This is a genomic window from Pseudonocardia sp. SID8383 (assembly GCF_009864975.1).
Lineage (GTDB): Bacteria > Actinomycetota > Actinomycetes > Mycobacteriales > Pseudonocardiaceae > Pseudonocardia > Pseudonocardia alni.
This window is the reverse complement of record NZ_WWFY01000163.1, coordinates 1-665: the sequence shown is the minus strand read 5'-3', so window position 1 is coordinate 665 and position 665 is coordinate 1. Positions and strand designations below refer to the sequence as shown.

At 78.6% G+C, this 665-nt stretch carries 1 protein-coding gene; it reads left to right on the top strand.

What is annotated here, in order from left to right:
• Positions 1 to 201: 201 nt before the first annotated feature.
• The coding region (locus tag GTW08_RS03915) for an IclR family transcriptional regulator (protein WP_161151433.1) at positions 202 to 665 on the top strand (464 nt) is incomplete at its 3' end.

The following is a 665-nucleotide window of genomic DNA, read 5'->3' as shown; positions in this document are numbered from 1 at the left end:
CCGCTCCGCGACCGCCCGGGCCAGCTCCAGCGGGGCCGCGGGCGGGGCGCCGTCGACGAGCACGCGCACCCGCCCCGACGGCTCCCCGGCGCGTTCCGCCAGGTGTGCCGCGAGCCCCGCCCGGTCGACGGGCCGGAACGCCCCTGCCATGTCGTCCTCCCGGTCCTGGCGTGCCCTCGGTCCCGCAGCGACACTAGGCGGATGGTCGGCGACGGCGCGGGAGCGGTGCTGCGCCGAGCGCTGCGGGTCCTCGAGGCGGTCGCCGAGGCGGGTGACGGGGGCAGCGCGAAGGCTCTCGCCCGCCGGCTGGAGTTGCCGTTACCGACGGCCTACCGGTTGCTGGGGACGCTCGTCGAGGAGGGCTACCTGGTCCGGCTGCACGCCGAGCGCGGGTACGGGCTGGGCTACCGCGTCGTCGGGCTGTACCGCGGGATGACCGACCCGATCGTGCCGCCCGCCCCGGCCCGGGAGGTGCTCGCCGAGCTGCACACCACGGCCCGCGCGGCGGTGGTGCTGGCCGTGCTGCGGTCCGACGACGTCGTCGTCGCCCACACCGAGACCTGTGCGGCGCACCCGGGGCCGGGCGCGGTGACCGGGGAGCCGCTGCCCGCGCACGCGACCGCGCCGGGCAAGGCACTGCTCGCCGGGCTCGACCCCGGACGGCT